The sequence below is a fragment of the Streptococcaceae bacterium ESL0687 genome (genome assembly GCA_029392475.1).
Lineage (GTDB): Bacteria > Bacillota > Bacilli > Lactobacillales > Streptococcaceae > Floricoccus.
Map to the genome: position 1 here is coordinate 103,274 of CP113940.1, position 17,260 is coordinate 120,533.

A 17,260-nucleotide genomic window follows, 5' to 3' on the forward strand; every position below is an offset into this window, starting at 1 on the left:
AAAACTGAACAAAGCAAAACAAACCAAATGTGCAGGGTGAATGTTTAAACATTCAACTGTCAATTTTGACAATAAATAAAGCAACAAAAGCGAGCTAGTGACTCTTAAGAGTCTGCTCATAATTTATATGAGAGTTTGATCCTGGCTCAGGACGAACGCTGGCGGCGTGCCTAATACATGCAAGTTGAGCGCTGAAATCTGGTACTTGTACTAGATGGATGAGCAGCGAACGGGTGAGTAACGCGTGGGTAACCTGCCTTATAGAGGGGGATAACTACTGGAAACGGTAGCTAATACCGCATAACACTTAGTATCACATGATACAGAGTTGAAAGTGCCAATTGGTACACTATGAGATGGACCCGCGTTGTATTAGCTAGTTGGTGAGGTAAAGGCTCACCAAGGCGATGATACATAGCCGACCTGAGAGGGTGATCGGCCACACTGGGACTGAGACACGGCCCAGACTCCTACGGGAGGCAGCAGTAGGGAATCTTCGGCAATGGACGAAAGTCTGACCGAGCAACGCCGCGTGAGTGAAGAAGGTTTTCGGATCGTAAAACTCTGTTGTAAGAGAAGAACACCAGTGATAGTGGAAAGATCACTGGCTGACGGTATCTTACCAGAAAGCCACGGCTAACTACGTGCCAGCAGCCGCGGTAATACGTAGGTGGCAAGCGTTGTCCGGATTTATTGGGCGTAAAGCGAGCGCAGGCGGTTCATTAAGTCTGATGTAAAAGGCAGTGGCTCAACCATTGTAAGCATTGGAAACTGGTGAACTTGAGTGCAGTAGAGGAGAGTGGAATTCCATGTGTAGCGGTGAAATGCGTAGATATATGGAGGAACACCGGAGGCGAAAGCGGCTCTCTGGACTGTAACTGACGCTGAGGCTCGAAAGCGTGGGGAGCAAACAGGATTAGATACCCTGGTAGTCCACGCCGTAAACGATGAGTGCTAGATGTTCGGGGGTATCCACCCCTGAGTGTCGCAGCTAACGCATTAAGCACTCCGCCTGGGGAGTACGACCGCAAGGTTGAAACTCAAAGGAATTGACGGGGGCCCGCACAAGCGGTGGAGCATGTGGTTTAATTCGAAGCAACGCGAAGAACCTTACCAGGTCTTGACATACGAGTGCTATCCCTAGAGATAGGGAGTTCCTTCGGGACACTCGATACAGGTGGTGCATGGTTGTCGTCAGCTCGTGTCGTGAGATGTTGGGTTAAGTCCCGCAACGAGCGCAACCCCTATTGTTAGTTGCCATCATTAAGTTGGGCACTCTAGCGAGACTGCCGGTAATAAACCGGAGGAAGGTGGGGATGACGTCAAATCAGCATGCCCCTTATGACCTGGGCTACACACGTGCTACAATGGGAAGTACAACGAGTCGCAAGCCGGTGACGGCAAGCTAATCTCTTAAAGCTTCTCTCAGTTCGGATTGTAGGCTGCAACTCGCCTACATGAAGTCGGAATCGCTAGTAATCGCGGATCAGCACGCCGCGGTGAATACGTTCCCGGGCCTTGTACACACCGCCCGTCACACCACGAGAGTTTGTAACACCCGAAGTCGGTGAGGTAACCGTAAGGAGCCAACCGCCTAAGGTGGGATAGATGATTGGGGTGAAGTCGTAACAAGGTAGCCGTATCGGAAGGTGCGGCTGGATCACCTCCTTTCTAAGGAAAATACGAGGATACCTGCACATTTAGTTTTGCATTGTTTAGTTTTGAGAGGTTTATACCTAAAACAAGATATATATCTTCTCAAAGAAGATTGGGGCCTTAGCTCAGCTGGGAGAGCGCCTGCTTTGCACGCAGGAGGTCAGCGGTTCGATCCCGCTAGGCTCCATAGGTAGTTGAATGACTACCAATCGATCATTGAAAATTGAATAATTTCTAATATAACAAAGAAATAAACCGAAAATGCTGTGATTTAAAGAGTTTAAAAACGAAGAAATCAAAACTTATAACTGAATTTAATAATTCAAAATTAAAGGTTAAGTTAATAAGGGCGCACGGTGGATGCCTTGGCACTAGGAGCCGAAGAAGGACGTGACTAACTACGATATTTCACGGGGAGCTGTAAGTAAGCGATGATCCGTGAGTTTCCGAATGGGGGAACCCAACATCTAATGGATGTTATCCATACATGAATACATAGTGTATGAGAAGGAAGACGCAGTGAACTGAAACATCTAAGTAGCTGCAGGAAGAGAAAGCAAATGCGATTTCCTGAGTAGCGGCGAGCGAAACGGAAGAAGACCAAACCAAGGGACTTGTCCCTTGGGGTTGTAGGACTGCAACGTGGACTTACATTTTATAGAAGAATTACCTGGAAAGGTAAGCCAGAGAGAGTAATAGCCTCGTAATCGAAATAGAATGTATACCTAGCAGTATCCTGAGTACGGCAAGACACGAGGAATCTTGTCGGAATCCGGGAGGACCATCTCCCAAGTCTAAATACTCCCTAGTGACCGATAGTGAACCAGTACCGTGAGGGAAAGGTGAAAAGAACCCCGGAAGGGGAGTGAAATAGCACCTGAAACCGTGTGCCTACAACAAGTTCGAGCCCGTTAATGGGTGAGAGCGTGCCTTTTGTAGAATGAACCGGCGAGTTACGTTATGTTGCGAGGTTAAGATGAAGAGTCGGAGCCGTAGCGAAAGCGAGTCTTAATAGGGCGCTTTAGTAACATGATGTAGACCCGAAACCATGTGACCTATCCATGAGCAGGTTGAAGGTGAGGTAAAACTCACTGGAGGACCGAACCAGAGTACGTTGAAAAGTGCTTGGATGACTTGTGGATAGCGGAGAAATTCCAAACGAACTTGGAGATAGCTGGTTCTCTCCGAAATAGCTTTAGGGCTAGCGTCGTAATTTAAATGTCTTGGAGGTAGAGCACTGTTTGGGTGAGGGGTCCATCCCGGATTACCAATCTCAGATAAACTCCGAATGCCAATGACATATGTACGGCAGTCAGACTGCGAGTGCTAAGATCCGTAGTCGAAAGGGAAACAGCCCAGACCACCAGCTAAGGTCCCAAAATATATGTTAAGTGGAAAAGGATGTGGGGTTGCACAGACAACTAGGATGTTAGCTCAGAAGCAGCTATCATTCAAAGAGTGCGTAATAGCTCACTAGTCGAGTGACCCTGCGCCGAAAATGTACCGGGGCTAAACATATTACCGAAGCTGTGGAATTACTTTTTAAGTAATTGGTAGGAGAGCGTTCTATACAGCGCCGAAGGTATACCGTGAGGAGTGCTGGAGCGTATAGAAGTGAGAATGCCGGTATGAGTAGCGAAAGACAGGTGAGAATCCTGTCCACCGTAAGACTAAGGTTTCCAGGGGAAGGCTCGTCCGCCCTGGGTTAGTCGGGACCTAAGGAGAGGCCGAAAGGCGTATCCGATGGACAACAGGTTGATATTCCTGTACTAGATATTATAGTGATGGAGGGACGCAGTAGGCTAACATGTGCCAGTTAATGGATTCTGGTCTAAGCAGTGAGGTGTAGTATGAGTCAAATGCTTGTACTTCTAACATTGAGCTGTGATGGGGAAGCGACTAAGGTCGCGAAGTATGTGATGTCACACTGCCGAGAAAAGCTTCTAGCGTTTAAATAATATCTACCCGTACCGCAAACCGACACAGGTAGTCGAGGCGAGTAGCCTCAGGTGAGCGAGAGAACTCTCGTTAAGGAACTCGGCAAAATGGCCCCGTAACTTAGGGAGAAGGGGCGCTGACTTTAAGTCAGCCGCAGTGAATAGGCCCAAGCGACTGTTTATCAAAAACACAGCTCTCTGCTAAATCGTAAGATGATGTATAGGGGGTGACGCCTGCCCGGTGCTGGAAGGTTAAGAGGAGTGCTTAGCGTAAGCGAAGGTATGAATTGAAGCCCCAGTAAACGGCGGCCGTAACTATAACGGTCCTAAGGTAGCGAAATTCCTTGTCGGGTAAGTTCCGACCCGCACGAAAGGCGTAACGATTTGGGCACTGTCTCAACGAGAGACTCGGTGAAATTTTAGTACCTGTGAAGATGCAGGTTACCCGCGACAGGACGGAAAGACCCCATGGAGCTTTACTGCAGTTTGATATTGAGTATCTGTACCACATGTACAGGATAGGTAGGAGCCTATGATTCATGCACGCCAGTGTATGATGAGGCGTTGTTGGGATACTACCCTTGTGTTATGGCTACTCTAACCCGCACCATTAATCATGGTGGGAGACAGTGTCTGACGGGCAGTTTGACTGGGGCGGTCGCCTCCTAAAAGGTAACGGAGGCGCCCAAAGGTTCCCTCAGAATGGTTGGAAATCATTCATAGAGTGTAAAGGTATAAGGGAGCTTGACTGCGAGATCTACAAATCGAGCAGGGACGAAAGTCGGGCTTAGTGATCCGGTGGTTCCGTATGGAAGGGCCATCGCTCAACGGATAAAAGCTACCCTGGGGATAACAGGCTTATCTCCCCCAAGAGTTCACATCGACGGGGAGGTTTGGCACCTCGATGTCGGCTCGTCGCATCCTGGGGCTGTAGTCGGTCCCAAGGGTTGGGCTGTTCGCCCATTAAAGCGGCACGCGAGCTGGGTTCAGAACGTCGTGAGACAGTTCGGTCCCTATCCGTCGCGGGCGTAGGAAATTTGAGAGGATCTGTCCTTAGTACGAGAGGACCGGGATGGACTTACCGCTGGTGTACCAGTTGTTCTGCCAAGAGCATCGCTGGGTAGCTATGTAGGGAAGGGATAAGCGCTGAAAGCATCTAAGTGCGAAGCCCACCTCAAGATGAGATTTCCCACCAATTATTGGTTAAGAGCCCTGAAAGATGATCAGGTAGATAGGCTAGAAGTGGAAGTGTGGTGACACATGTAGCGGACTAGTACTAATCGCTCGAGGACTTATCCTAAAATAAGAGTCAAGCAACATTTGAAGTTGTTTCGAGTTATAGAAGAAATTATTCAATTTTGAGTGATCGAAAGATTACAAACAAGTTTGGTGCTTATTGCACGAGAGATACACCTGTTCCCATGTCGAACACAGAAGTTAAGTCTCGTTACGCCGGAAGTAGTTGGGGGTTGCCCCCTGTGAGATAAGGTAGGCGCCAAGCGAACTAAAGAAGCCTGAGGGCTTCTTTTTTTATTTTAGTTAAAGTCCAGAAACCATAAAGGTTTTTTTATTTTAAATATGTTATCATTAGAGTATCTTAAAATTCAGGGGATTATATGAAAGAATTATTATTAATAGATGGAAGCTCAATTGCTTTTCGAGCTTTTTTTGCACTTTACAATCAAATTGATAGGTTTAAATCGCCTAATGGCCTTCATACCAATGCAATCTATGGTTTCCATACCATGCTGTCAAATGTAATATCAAATGTTAATCCAGATCATATTTTAGTAGCCTTTGATGCTGGTAAGACAACTTTTAGAACTCAGATGTATCCTGACTATAAAGGCGGTCGCGCTAAAACACCAGGAGAATTTAGAGAACAGCTTCCTTTTATTAAGGAAATGCTTGAATCATTAGGGATTAAGCACTATGAACTTGATAACTATGAGGCTGATGATATTATAGGAACCCTTGCTCACCGAGCTGAGATTGAAGGCTTTGAACATATTACAGTTGTGAGTGGTGATAGGGATTTAACCCAGCTAACAACAGATAAAACAACAGTTGAAATTACCGTTAAGGGAGTTGGTGAACTTGAAACCTATACTCCTGCCTATCTTATGGACAAATTAGGCCTTACAACTTCTCAGTTTATCGATTTAAAAGCTCTTATGGGTGATAAATCTGATAATATTCCTGGTGTAACAAAAATCGGAGAGAAGACAGGAATTAAACTTCTTTTAGAATATGGCAGTCTTGAGGGTATTTATGAAAATATCGATGGAATGAAGCAGTCTAAAATGAAGGAAAATTTGATTAATGATCGTGATCAAGCTTTCATGTCTAAGGAATTAGCAACAATTGATCTTGATTCCCCAATCGAAATTTCTTTAAAAGACACCAAGTATGATGGACCAGATTTGGAAAAATTAATAGCTTTTTATGACCGAATGGGCTTCAAAAAGTTTAAAGATGATGTGACTTCAGGACAAGAACTTGGTCTAGATTTAGACCTAGAGAAAAAAGAAATTAAGTTTCATGTTATCGATAGTGAAGAAGAACTTTTAGAACTTGATTTTAATAAGGATCAATTTCTTTATCTTGAAATCTTAGGAGAATCCTATCATAAGTCTGATATTATTGGTTTTGCTTGGGGTGATAAGGAAAAAATTTATGTTTCTAAGAATACGCTTCTATTAGAATCTGATAAATTTAAAATTCCGCAAAATACCTATGATTTTAAGAAAAATAAGGTTTTATTGTACCGAGCAGATGTTGATTATCCTTTAGTTGCATTTGATAGTATGCTTGCTAAATATTTGATTAGTACTACTGAAGACAATAAAATTTCAACCATTGCAAATTTTTATGACTTGGATTTTCTTGCCAGTGATGATGAGGTTTACGGAAAAGGTGCAAAACTTGCCATACCTGAGGATACAGTTCTCTTTGATCATCTGGCACGTAAGTTAAAAGTTTTGATTGAATCAAAGGATTTAATGCAAAAGGATTTAGTTGAAAACTCTCAGGAGCAGCTTTTATCCAAGATTGAACTCCCTCTTTCTAATGTTTTAGCAAAGATGGAGATCCGCGGAATTAAAGTTAATCAGACCACATTGGATGAAATTGGTAGGGAAAATCAAACTACCATTGATGAGTTAACAACAACTATTTACCAATTAGCCGGAGAAGAATTCAATATTAATTCTTCCAAGCAGCTTGGGGTAATTCTTTTTGAAAAAATGGGGCTTCCAGTCATTAAGAAGACTAAGACCGGTTATTCCACTGCTGTTGATGTCCTGGAGACCCTTGCCCCTCAGGCACCAATTGTAAAATATATTCTTCAGTACCGCCAGCTGGCAAAAATTCAGTCAACTTACGTACAGGGTCTGGGTAATGAAATCTCTCCTGATGGTAAAATTCATACCAGATACCTTCAAGATTTGACCCAAACTGGTCGCTTAAGTAGTGTTGAACCCAACCTTCAAAATATTCCAATTCGTTTGGAAGAAGGAAGAAAAATTAGGAAGGCCTTTGTTCCGGAATGGTCTGACAGTGTTCTTTTATCAAGCGACTACTCTCAAATTGAGCTTAGGGTTTTAGCTCATATTTCTGGTGATGAGCATCTGATTGCGGCCTTTGAACGAGGGGATGATATTCATACCTCAACAGCCCAAAGGGTATTTGATATTAAGGATCCAAAGGACGTTTCAGCAAATGACCGAAGGAATGCCAAGGCTGTAAACTTTGGTGTAGTCTACGGGATATCTGATTTTGGACTTTCTCAAAATTTAGGGATTTCAAGGGCTGAAGCCAAAAAATACATTGATACATATTTTGACCGCTATCCTGGTATTAAAAAATACATGGAAGATATCGTCCGCTTTGCCAAAGATAAGGGCTATGTGGAGACACTTTATAATAGACGTCGTAAATTACCAGACATTAATGCCCGTAATTTCAATGTCCGTCAGTTTGCTGAAAGGACAGCCATCAACTCGCCTATTCAAGGAAGTGCTGCTGATATTTTAAAGGTTGCCATGATAAATCTTGACTTAAAATTAACTTCGGGTAATTTCAAATCAAGGATGCTTTTACAGGTTCACGATGAAATTGTTTTAGAAGTTCCGAATGAGGAACTAGAGGAAGTTAAGAAGATTGTCAAAGAAACCATGGAAGATGCTATAAAATTAAAGGTTCCACTGATTGCTGATGAAGATAGTGGTATAACTTGGTATGATGCCAAATAATGATGACAGCTTGGATTTTAATCCAGGCTGTTATTTTTTATATTTTTTAGAAAGAGCATGCCTTTATATAAAGAAAATGTGATAGAATTAACTTATCTAATCAGGAGGAATAGTATGAGTTTTGAATTTAGAAATCCAGAAAATCAGGTAATTGATCAATACTTAAAAGATGCTAAGGTTATTGCAGTAGTTGGGCTTAGTAGTGACGAAGGGAAGGCAAGTAACCGGGTTGCTAGGTTTCTTCAAGAACATGGTTATAAAATTGTGCCTGTAAATCCAAGGTTTGCAGGTGAAGAAATCCTAGGCCAGAAGGTTTATGCTAGCTTAAAAGATATTCCCTTCCACGTTGATATAGTTGATGTCTTTCGAAGAAGCGATCTTCTTTCTGAGGTTGCACATGATTTCCTGCAAACAGATGCAGATGTATTCTGGGCACAACTTGGTCTTCAAAATGAGGAGGCAGAACAAATTCTTAGGTCTTCTAAAAGGGAAAAAATTGTAATGAACCGTTGTACTAAGATTGAACTAGCAAGAATGGAAGAAGAGTCTAATCTTGAAATGTAGGCAAATTCTTTGGTAAATGTTTTATAAGTTGTTAGAATGAACGTAGTTTTATATACGGAAAGGAGGGAAAGACAGAGAGGTCTTTTACTATTGATATGTATCAGGTAGTTAAATTATTTGGTGATACTGAACCTTGGTGGTTCTTTGATGACTGGAAAAAGGACATAATCGAATTTAAGGAATTTAAGGACTTTTACTCAGCCTTAAAATTCTACAAGGAAAATCTGGGCCAGGCTGTTTGTTGTTATGAACAGTTTCTAAGTAGGTCTGATTTTTTAGCAACCTTCTGGGACCGGGGAGAGCAGGTCTGGTGTGAGGAATGCGGTGATGATTTACAGCAGTACCATTCTTTGACACTTTTAGAAGATTGGCAGCCGGTAACAAGTTATGAAAAAAGGTGGGCCTATTCAAAGAAAACAGGCTGTACTCCCTTTAAATCCTGTAAAAGAAAAGATAAGTAAAAAATACCCCATCAAGGGGTATTTTTTTTGTTAATAAGAAATAATTTTTTCGTATTAGATGATAGGAGGACAATTTATGATTCTTAAGAGGGCTAAGAAGATTATAGAGGAGGCAGTAAATGGAGGTATTCAGGATATTTATTTCCTACCCAAAAAAGATAAGTATGACTTAAGGTTTAGATCATCTGCTGGAAATATTTTATCTGAGCTTTTGGATATAAAAGAAGCCACTGCCTTAATATCTCATTTCAAATACCTTTCGGGAATGAACGTCGGTGAAAAAAGGCGCACTCAGCTGGGCTCTTGTCTCTATGAATTTACTGAAAATAAATCCCGTAGACTTAGACTTTCGACTACAGGAGATGCCTTTGGCTTTGAGAGTTTAGTAATTAGACTCTTGTATCAGGAGGAAGATACACCTCAATTTTGGTTTGAGGGGAAAAAGCAGGCAGAAAAAATGATTAATCGTCGGGGATTATATCTTTTCTCAGGTCCTGTTGGTAGTGGTAAAACCACCTTAATGTACCTTCTTGCCCATAGTAAGTTTGACGGTAGACAGGTCATATCAATTGAAGATCCGGTTGAGATAATTCAGGATGATTTTTTGCAACTTCAAATAAATGAAAGTATCGGTAATGACTATGATAACTTGATTAAACTGTCTCTTAGGCATATGCCAGATTTAGTAATTGTAGGAGAAATTCGTGATGCAAAAACTGCGCGAGCTGTCATTCGGGCAAGTCTTACAGGATATACTGTATTTTCAACCATTCATGCCAGAAGTATAAGGGGTGTTTATCATAGACTCTTAGAGCTTGGTATTAAAAGGGACGAGCTTGATAACTGTCTTTCAGCAATTACTTACCAAAGGCTGATTGGAGGACGAGTGTTGATTGATTTAGAGACTGAAGACTTTTTTAATCACGGAGGAGGCAAGTGGAATGAACAACTTACTCAGTTATTTGAAGGTGGACATATCTCCCTTACTCAGAAAAAAGCAGAAGAAATTAGCCCTTAAACAGCAGATTAGGCTTATCCAGTTGATGAATAATCTTCTAGCAAGTTCCTTTACCTTGTCTGAGGTCATCGATTTTTTATCCCGCAGTAGGCTAGTATCTAAGGAATTTACGAATCTTATGAATAAAGGCTTACTTGTGGGGAAGAATTTATCGGCTATTCTTGAGGATCTAGGTTTTTCTAATAATGTTGTAACCCAGGTAGCTCTAGCAGACCACCATGGAAATTTAATTTTGGCCTTAGATTTAATTGAAAAAAATTTGAAAAGAATGTGTGATATTCGCAAGAAATTAATTCAGGTTTCGACCTATCCACTGATTCTCCTTTTCTTTTTACTAGTTATCATGCTAGGGCTAAACACCTATCTTTTTCCACAATTAGAAAAAGGAACAGTACTTGCAGGATTTATTGGAAGACTTCCAGTAATTTTTCTTTCATTTCTAGGAGGTTTAGGTTTACTTATTTTTCTAGTACTTATTTACCTTAAAAGACGACCAGCTATTTCAAATTATAGCCTACTTATGCCTTTTCCCTATGTAGGAAAAATTATTAGTTTATATTTAACTGCTTATTATGCCAGGGAATGGGGCAATCTTTTTGGACAGGGTATTGAAATGCGAACCATTGCAGGGATAATGCAACAACAGGAAAATAAACTTTTTAGGGAAATTGGTTTAGATTTAGAAGTCGCTTTGGCAGAAGGAACCGACTTTCATGAAAAAATTTTTACCTATCCTTTTTTTAAAAAGGAGCTCTCTTTAATAATTGAATACGGGGAAATCAAGGATAAATTAGGCAAGGAGCTTGAGCTTTACTCCCATGAATCTTGGAGGGAATTTTTCTATCAGATTGATAGGGGACTTAACCTGATTCAACCCTTAATTTTTCTTTTGGTAGCCCTTATGATTGTTGTCGTTTATGCGGCCATGCTGCTACCAATCTATCAAAATATGGAAGGACTTATATGAAAAAGATTTTTAAAAAACGAGTTGCAGCCTTTACCCTAATTGAAATGCTTATGGTTCTATTAATCATTAGTGTTTTAATCTTACTTTTTGTTCCAAATCTTGCCAAGCAAAAGGACCGGATTAATGAATCGGGTCAGGTAGCTATTGTAAAGGTAGTTGAAAGTCAGGCTGATTTATTTGAACTTAACAGTGGGCAAAAAGCCAGTCTGGGTAAACTTTTAGATGCTAATAATATCACTGAGGAGCAATATAAAAATTACAAGGAATACTATGAAAAAAATCCTAAAAAACCTATTAAGGTTCCGGACTAAGGCCTTTACTTTAGTGGAAAGTATTTTAACCTTGTCTGCAGTATCTTTAATTTTGCTGCTTTCATCTACTTCTGTTACCCAAACCTTGGCTAAAATTGAAGGTGAGTTATTTATTTTAAAATTTGAAAGAATTTATTATGATACACAGTTTCAAAGTATGGTTAAAAGGAAAAATGAAAGCTTAGAAATAAGAGAAGATAAAATATATTATCTGGGTAAAGAAATTAGAGTGCCAGATATGGTTTCCTTTAAAAAGGCATATCGGATAACTTTTTCTGAAAGGGGAGGAAATTCAAGCCTACAAAAGATTGAATTATCCCTGCTTTTACAGAGTAAGAACATAAGCTATCAGCTTTATATGGGGAGTGGTAAATATAAAAAAACAGTTAGTTAAGGGATATATTCTTTTGGAGGCCCTGATTGCTACGGTAGTTCTATCAATTATTACCAGCTTAATTTTATGTGAGCTAGAAAAAAATAGGAGGGAGCGCCAGGCATCAATCAGAGAACTTGAAGTTTTAAATCTTGCCAAGATGGCCTATGACTCAAAGGTTGATAGGCTAGATTTAAATGGAATTTCTGTGAAGATTAAAGAAGATGCTAAGGGGATTAGCATCTTCGATGGAGAAAGGGAGGCTATTAAGATTGAGGTTAAAGACTAGGAGCGTCAAAGCTTTTACCCTTGTAGAATGCTTGCTGGCACTCATTGTCCTTTCGGGAAGCCTCTTAGTAGTTGGTGGACTTACAAATTTAGTCGGTAGGGAGCTTAATTATGTGGCGAAGGATGAACAATTGGAGTGGCAACTCTTTTGTAATCTACTGAGAGAAGAGCTTGAGGGAAGTAAATTAATAAAGGTTGATCATAATTACCTGTATGTTAAAAAAAGTAATGATCTTCGTTTTGGGCAGAATGAAAACAGTTCTGATTTTCGTAAAACACATGTTAGTGGACGTGGTTATCAGCCCATGATTTTTAATTTAAAGTCAACTTCGATAGAGGAGTGTGATGGACTGGTCACCTTTAATTTAACCTTTCTTAGCGGGAAAAAATATACAATGATCTATAGATTTGAAGGGAGGGAACAGGATGCGGGTTAGGGCAGGTGTCTTAATTCAGGTTTTATTTTTACTTGTCGTCTTTACATTGGTCTTGGAGTTTTATCTTTTTACTACTTTTTCAAATCAAAGAAATATATTATCCCAAACTAACAGGATTAAGGCAGAGTTAATGGCAGATTTAGCCCTTAAAAAGATTGATGGAGATAAAAAAACAGGAACCATCCTTTTTACAGACGCTTCCTGTTTTTTTGAATCTAGTGATAATCACTATATCCTAAGGATAACCTTTGATCATAATCACGGAGAGGTTTATCAAATTAACCGGGATAAGGAGCGATAGTCATGCATAGGTATAGGTAATACAACTTTCATTAAATAAATATCTTATTTTTTACTTTCAATTTCAGATTGACTAAGCCATTTGTGGTTAGTAACCATCATCTTAGAAGAGTCGTTTGAGGTATAGTCAACCATGTAGGCAGGACCATCACTTATAGCAACAATGGCCCCTTCGGCTCCCTTCATACCCGTCATATGGTCTGCTTCAAGGGTGATTTTACTACCGACCGTCAAATCTCCTTTAATTTCATCTGCGATCAGATACTTGTGATTAGTAACCATTTGGTGGTCTTCCGTGTCCATGTAATCAACTGTATAAAGTTTTGTGTCATAGACTCCAACGACCTTACCGCTTGCACCTTTCATTCCTGGCATGTGATCAGCTGTTATAGTGATTTCACTACCAACGGGGAATTTGGGATTAACAGCATTCTTAAGGTCAGCTGGGGCGGCTGATCCGTTCATGTTCATTTTGCTGGTTTCATCCATGGACATTCCACTAGATGACATACTGTCCATTTGGCTCATAGAAGATGAGCTGGACATGTCAGAGGAAGTATCTTTGGATTCATTTTTATTGGCACAGGCACCGAGGCTAAGTGCTACTAATAATACTAAACCAGCCTGTAAAAAATTATGTTTTTTCATTTTGTCCTTCTTCTATTTTTTAGCTATTAACGACTCTCAAGTTCAGACTGACGAAGCCACTTATGATTGGTAATCATCATCTTAGAAGAATCGTTTGAGGTATAGTCAACCATGTAGGCAGGACCATCACTTATAGCAACAATAGTCCCTTCAGCTCCTTTCATACCTGTCATATGGTCTGCTTCAAGGATGATTTTACTACCGACCGTCAAATCTCCCTTAATCTCGTCGGCAATCAGATACTTATGATTGGTAACCATTTGATGATCTTCTGTATCCATATAATCAACTGTATAAAGTTTTGTGTCATAGACTCCAACAACCTTACCACTTGCTCCCCTCATTCCGGGCATGTGATCGGCTGTTATAGTAATTTTACTGCCGACAGGGAACTCAGGATTTACAGCATTCTTAAGGTCAGCTGGGGCAGGGGATCCGTTCATGTTCATCTTAGCAGATCCCATAGTAGATCCCATTGACATTTTAGACATATCCATCATATAGCTCCTTTTAATTTTATATTTTGATTATAACAAAAGGTTTAATTAATTAAAAATATTAGCCTTTGTACAGATCTTGATAAATTTTGGCTGCTGGCCTATTTTTTAGAGACGTTAAATAGAATCCCTACTGCAAAAGGCTCTTTAATTTGCTATACTTTAGACTATGGAAATAACAGAAAAAGCGCCCGCAAAGATAAATCTAGGGCTTAATGTAGTTGATAAAAGAGAAGACGGCTTTCATGAATTAGACATGATTATGGCAAGTATCGATCTTTCTGATCGAATTACAATTAAGGAAATCAAAGAGGATAAGATAATTATCAAATCTGATGGTGTTTCTGTCCCTAAAAATAATAAAAATCATGCCTACAAGGCTGCTGAATTAATTAAAAATACTTTTGGAATAAAGAAAGGAGTAGAAATCTATATCAAAAAGGTAATTCCAGTGGCTGCTGGCCTTGCTGGAGGGTCAAGTGATGCAGCTGCGACCTTTAGGGCTCTAAATAAGCTATGGAATCTAGGCCTTTCCTTGCAGGAACTTGCTAAATTAGGAGAAGAAGTAGGAAGTGATGTTCCCTATTGTATTTACGGGGGGATTGCGCGAGTCAAGGGACGTGGTGAAATTGTACGTCCTATAAAAGGTCTTGAAAATTACTGGGTTCTTCTTGTAAAACCAGAGTTTGGTGTTTCAACTCCAGATGTCTTTAAAAGAGTTGATTTGAATACTATAAGAAATTTTGATATGGATATTATTGAAGAAGCTGTCTTAACTAATGATTTTGACCAGGTGGCTGGTAACCTGGGTAATTCCTTGGAAGATATAACCATAAAAATGCACTCAGAAATTAGAAAGATCAAGCAGGTATTGACTGAAGCAGGTGCCCAAGGTGTGTTGATGAGTGGAAGTGGGCCAACAGTTTTTGCCCTCTTTGATAAAAAAAGCAGAGCAACACGCGCTGTTAACAGTATCAAAGGATTTTGTAAGGAAGTCCATCTAATTAGGAGTTTATGATTACACTTGTAAACGTTTCTTTCTTCTGCTATAATTCACTGTATATTAATGGAAGTGTGGAGATTAGCCAAAATGAATAAGGGAATGAAAAAAATACTGGGATTTACCGCAGTATGTTTACTTGCTTTAATGCTTGGATCATGTGGTAAGCAAAAGAGTAGTGATAAAATCAAGATAAGTACAAGTTTTTATCCCATGTACGAATTCACTAAGAATGTTGTAGGTGAACATGCTGATGTGTCTTATATTGTACCTGCGGGTCAAGAGGTTCATGACTATGAACCTAGTGCGCGTGATATGGCAAAAATTACTGATAGTGATGTTGTTGTTTATAATAATGATAATTTGGAAAAGTGGTTCACTAATGCCAAAAAGAATTTGAAATCAGACACACTTGTCATTGAAGCTAGTAAAGATGTCACCCTACTTAAGTTTGATGGACAAACAGGTAGTCAAGAAGCAATTGATCCTCACACTTGGCTGTCTTTGAAGAACGCTCAAATTGAAGTTGAGACCATTTTTAATCAGCTGTCTGAGAAATATCCAGAATACGAAAAAGACTTCAAGGAAAATGCTTCTGCTTACCTGGAAAAACTGGATAATTTAGATAAAGAATACGCATCGAGTTTTGAAGGTGCTGAAAATAAAAAATTTGTAACCCAACATGCAGCCTTTGGTTACTTGGCTAACGACTATGGCTTAACTCAGATTTACATCGCTGGTTTAACGCCTGATGCAGAACCATCTAGTGCGACCCTTGCAAACCTTAAAAATATAATGCAAGAAGACAAGCTAGATGTTGTTTATTTTGAAGAAAATGCTGATGATAAGATTGCTAAAACCCTTGCCCAAGAAGTTGGTGCCGAGACCCTTGTTTTAAATACTGTTGAAGGTATTAGCAAGGAAGAACAAAAGGACGGAGCAACCTATATTTCAATCATGGAGCAGAATTTAGAGAATTTGAAGAAGAGTATAAAATAAATGCACTATATTAATGTAAAAGATTTGTCCTTTTATTATGATGACGAACCAGTCCTTGAAAATGTAAGTTACCATGTGGATGACCGGGAGTTTGTAACCTTAACGGGTGAAAATGGGGCAGCCAAGTCAACTTTAATCAAGGCTAGTTTAGGTATTCTTAAACCAAAGGAGGGCAAGGTTGAAATTTCCAAGGTCAACAACAAGGGGAAAAAACTAAGAATTTCCTACTTACCTCAGCAAGTAGCCAGTTTTAATGCGGGTTTTCCGAGTACCGTTTCAGAATTTGTAACCAGTGGGCGTTACCCGCGTAAGGGATGGTTTCGTAAGATCAACGAACATGACTGGGAACATGTAGAAAAATCTCTAAAAGCCGTAGGCATGTGGGAATTTAGGCACAAGAAAATTGGGGAACTATCGGGTGGTCAAAAGCAAAGGATTGTCATTGCTAGAATGTTTGCTTCAGACCCAGATTTATTTGTGCTAGATGAGCCAACAACTGGAATGGATGATGTGAGTAGGAGGGATTTTTATGAACTCATGCACCATAGTGTTCATGAACACGGAAAATCTGTTTTAATGATTACCCATGATGCTGAGGATGTAAAAGACTTTGCTGACCGCAATATTCATCTGGTGAGAAAGCAAGATTCACCTTGGCGTTGTTTCAGTGTCCACGATGATTGGAGGGAAAAATAATGGAGATATTCCAATATGACTTTATGATTCGCGCCTTCTTAGCGATTGTGGCCATGTCTATCTTTGCCCCCCTCCTAGGAGTTTTTCTCATATTAAGGCGGCAAAGTCTAATGAGTGACACCTTAAGTCACGTCTCTTTAGCAGGGGTTGCTATGGGCCTATTTCTAGGTATTTCTCCAACGGCTGCAACCCTTATTGTTGTTATCCTTGCAGCTATTTTACTTGAATATCTAAGGACAGTTTATAGTGACTTTTTGGAGGTAGCAACAGCCATACTAATGAGTCTGGGTCTATCGGTGGCTCTAATCTTAACCAGTAAATCAGGAGGGTCGAACTCTGTAAGCATTGACCAGTATCTTTTTGGATCAATTGTTACTATATCTGAGGTTCAAGTAGTTCTTCTATTTGTTTTAGCCCTAGCAATAGTAGTTCTTTTCCTTCTTTTTATGAGGCCCATGTATATTTTAACCTTTGATGAGGACGTGGCCTTTGTTGACGGCTTACCTACGAGATTTATGTCAACAGCCTTTAATATCATAACAGGTATTTCAATTGCTTTGATGATTCCTGTCGCAGGTGCCCTCTTAGTTAGTGCAATCATGGTAATGCCAGGTAGTATAGCTTTAAGGGTTGCTAAATCCTTTAAGTCAGTAATGCTAATCAGTATTATCCTAGGATTTTTTGGGATGGTAAGTGGTTTACTTATTTCCTACTACTGGGCAACTCCAGCCAGTGCAAGTATCACGATTGTCTTTGTGGCAATGTTTGTTCTCATGCTTATTTATAAAAAGTTACTTCAAAGAAAGTGATAGCAAATATTAAAAAACCAGCTGAAATGTTTTCTTAACATCCTGC

16 protein-coding genes, 1 tRNA gene and 3 rRNA genes are annotated in these 17,260 nt (G+C 40.1%); 18 read left to right on the forward strand and 2 right to left on the reverse strand.

From position 1 onward, the window contains the following. Window positions 1-123: 123 nt before the first annotated feature. The 14 genes from OZX60_00520 to comGG all read left to right on the forward strand — a co-directional run bounded on the left by OZX60_00520 (window position 124) and on the right by comGG (window position 12,566). Window positions 124-1,671, forward strand: a 16S ribosomal RNA gene (locus OZX60_00520). Window positions 1,672-1,770: 99 nt separating this feature from the next. Next, window positions 1,771-1,843 (forward strand) — tRNA-Ala (locus OZX60_00525). 146 nt (window positions 1,844-1,989) lie between these two features. Then, window positions 1,990-4,893: ribosomal RNA gene (locus OZX60_00530) — 23S ribosomal RNA — on the forward strand. Between the two features lie 85 nt (window positions 4,894-4,978). Continuing rightward, window positions 4,979-5,094: ribosomal RNA gene (gene rrf / locus OZX60_00535) — 5S ribosomal RNA — on the forward strand. Together the 16S, 23S and 5S rRNA genes with 1 tRNA gene alongside form the textbook arrangement of a ribosomal RNA operon. Before the next feature lie 115 nt (window positions 5,095-5,209). Continuing rightward, entirely contained in the window at window positions 5,210-7,846 is a 2,637-nt protein-coding gene (gene polA / locus OZX60_00540; GenBank protein WEV45280.1) for a DNA polymerase I, read from the forward strand. A 114-nt stretch (window positions 7,847-7,960) separates the two neighbouring features. Then, window positions 7,961-8,410, forward strand: a complete 450-nt coding sequence (locus OZX60_00545) for a CoA-binding protein (GenBank protein ID WEV45281.1) — start codon at window positions 7,961-7,963, stop codon at window positions 8,408-8,410. A gap of 95 nt (window positions 8,411-8,505) precedes the next feature. After that, on the forward strand, window positions 8,506-8,871 hold the full coding sequence (locus tag OZX60_00550; protein ID WEV45282.1) for a DUF1033 family protein: 366 nt from the start codon (window positions 8,506-8,508) through the stop codon (window positions 8,869-8,871). Window positions 8,872-8,947: 76 nt separating this feature from the next. Beyond that, window positions 8,948-9,889 carry a competence type IV pilus ATPase ComGA gene (gene comGA, locus OZX60_00555; protein WEV45283.1) on the forward strand — a complete coding sequence of 314 codons (942 nt, stop codon included), beginning with the start codon at window positions 8,948-8,950 and terminating at the stop codon, window positions 9,887-9,889. Beyond that, window positions 9,813-10,856 (forward strand): competence type IV pilus assembly protein ComGB, encoded by a 1,044-nt coding sequence (gene comGB / locus OZX60_00560; protein ID WEV45284.1) that lies wholly within the window; start codon window positions 9,813-9,815, stop codon window positions 10,854-10,856. Before comGA ends, comGB begins: the two co-directional genes overlap by 77 nt. Further along, window positions 10,853-11,167 carry a competence type IV pilus major pilin ComGC gene (gene comGC, locus OZX60_00565; GenBank protein WEV45285.1) on the forward strand — a complete coding sequence of 105 codons (315 nt, stop codon included), beginning with the start codon at window positions 10,853-10,855 and terminating at the stop codon, window positions 11,165-11,167. Before comGB ends, comGC begins: the two co-directional genes overlap by 4 nt. A 13-nt stretch (window positions 11,168-11,180) precedes the next feature. Beyond that, window positions 11,181-11,561, forward strand: coding sequence for a competence type IV pilus minor pilin ComGD (gene comGD / locus OZX60_00570; protein WEV45286.1), 381 nt, complete (start codon window positions 11,181-11,183; stop codon window positions 11,559-11,561). Beyond that, entirely contained in the window at window positions 11,533-11,829 is a 297-nt protein-coding gene (comGE, locus tag OZX60_00575; GenBank protein WEV45287.1) for a competence type IV pilus minor pilin ComGE, read from the forward strand. Before comGD ends, comGE begins: the two co-directional genes overlap by 29 nt. Next, complete coding sequence (gene comGF / locus OZX60_00580) at window positions 11,813-12,265, forward strand: competence type IV pilus minor pilin ComGF (GenBank protein ID WEV45288.1); 453 nt, start codon at window positions 11,813-11,815, stop codon at window positions 12,263-12,265. The genes comGE and comGF overlap by 17 nt, the downstream gene beginning before the upstream one ends. Then, a complete protein-coding gene (comGG, locus tag OZX60_00585; protein ID WEV45289.1) occupies window positions 12,255-12,566 on the forward strand; it encodes a competence type IV pilus minor pilin ComGG in 312 nt (103 codons plus the stop codon). The genes comGF and comGG overlap by 11 nt, the downstream gene beginning before the upstream one ends. A 44-nt stretch (window positions 12,567-12,610) precedes the next feature. Here the strand turns inward: comGG and OZX60_00590 are convergent, their stop codons facing one another. Beyond that, complete coding sequence (locus OZX60_00590) at window positions 12,611-13,213, reverse strand: YdhK family protein (GenBank protein ID WEV45290.1); 603 nt, start codon at window positions 13,211-13,213, stop codon at window positions 12,611-12,613. 26 nt (window positions 13,214-13,239) lie between these two features. Next, window positions 13,240-13,704, reverse strand: a complete 465-nt coding sequence (locus tag OZX60_00595) for a YdhK family protein (GenBank protein ID WEV45291.1) — start codon at window positions 13,702-13,704, stop codon at window positions 13,240-13,242. A 175-nt stretch (window positions 13,705-13,879) separates the two neighbouring features. On the opposite strand from OZX60_00595, the gene ispE reads away from it, so the two are divergent. From ispE to OZX60_00615, 4 genes are all read left to right on the forward strand, one after another. Then, window positions 13,880-14,728: a 4-(cytidine 5'-diphospho)-2-C-methyl-D-erythritol kinase gene (gene ispE, locus OZX60_00600; GenBank protein WEV45292.1), complete on the forward strand. Its 849-nt coding sequence runs from the start codon at window positions 13,880-13,882 to the stop codon at window positions 14,726-14,728. A 72-nt stretch (window positions 14,729-14,800) separates the two neighbouring features. Further along, the gene (locus OZX60_00605; GenBank protein ID WEV45293.1) at window positions 14,801-15,709 is read left to right on the forward strand and encodes a metal ABC transporter substrate-binding protein; all 909 of its coding nucleotides are present in this window, start codon (window positions 14,801-14,803) and stop codon (window positions 15,707-15,709) included. Beyond that, window positions 15,710-16,405, forward strand: coding sequence for a metal ABC transporter ATP-binding protein (locus OZX60_00610; protein ID WEV45294.1), 696 nt, complete (start codon window positions 15,710-15,712; stop codon window positions 16,403-16,405). After that, complete coding sequence (locus tag OZX60_00615) at window positions 16,402-17,214, forward strand: metal ABC transporter permease (protein ID WEV45848.1); 813 nt, start codon at window positions 16,402-16,404, stop codon at window positions 17,212-17,214. The genes OZX60_00610 and OZX60_00615 overlap by 4 nt, the downstream gene beginning before the upstream one ends. Window positions 17,215-17,260 lie beyond the last annotated feature (46 nt).